Raw genomic sequence first — 568 nt, 5'->3', positions numbered from 1 at the left:
GCTTGGTTGCTACATGCTGATAAGCATAGTAATACCGTCAAACCTAATAATATTTGTTTCAATCTCAGCCTCTCATTTCATCAATTCAAAACGTCAAATATCAACCTGCTCAGCAATATCCCCCTGTGTCAGGATAGTTGTCGCCTCTGTTAATTTTTAATAATTGAATAGGAGGCGGTAAGAGAATATGAGTGAAGCATTATTCAAAAGAGTTTAAAGAAGCCATTGTTAAGAAGTGGCTTGAAAGTGGGTTATCATTAAGAACGTTTTCAGCCCAGGAAAACATAAACCTATCCACCTTGTCTTCCTGGCGAGATAAATTTCAATTACCAGGTTCAAGTGTGACAAAAAGTAGTAGTCCAGATAACTGGTCTCCAGAAGCAAAGTTTTCAATTGTTCTGGAAACCGCCATGATGTCGGAGATAGAGCTAAGTGAGTATTGCCGAGAAAAAGGGCTGTACCCTGATCAGGTGAAGCAATGGAAACAATCTTGTATTAACAACAATATGACTGAGGCTCAGCGTAAGAAACAGGAAGCTGCAGAGCGCAAAGCAGATAAGAAGCGTAT

Annotated in this window: 1 protein-coding gene; it reads left to right on the top strand. The window is 39.6% G+C overall.

Annotation, left to right across the window (positions count from 1 at the left end; all coding sequences use genetic code 11):
* Positions 1-191: 191 nt before the first annotated feature.
* Positions 192-568, top strand: a 377-nt coding sequence (locus tag A3757_RS06660) for an IS3 family transposase (RefSeq protein ID WP_068739335.1), incomplete at its 3' end; no start/stop codon positions are given.

Source organism: Oleiphilus sp. HI0117, from assembly GCF_001635235.1.
The sequence above is the reverse complement of the archived record's forward strand: the minus strand, read 5'-3'. Positions and strand labels throughout refer to the sequence as shown.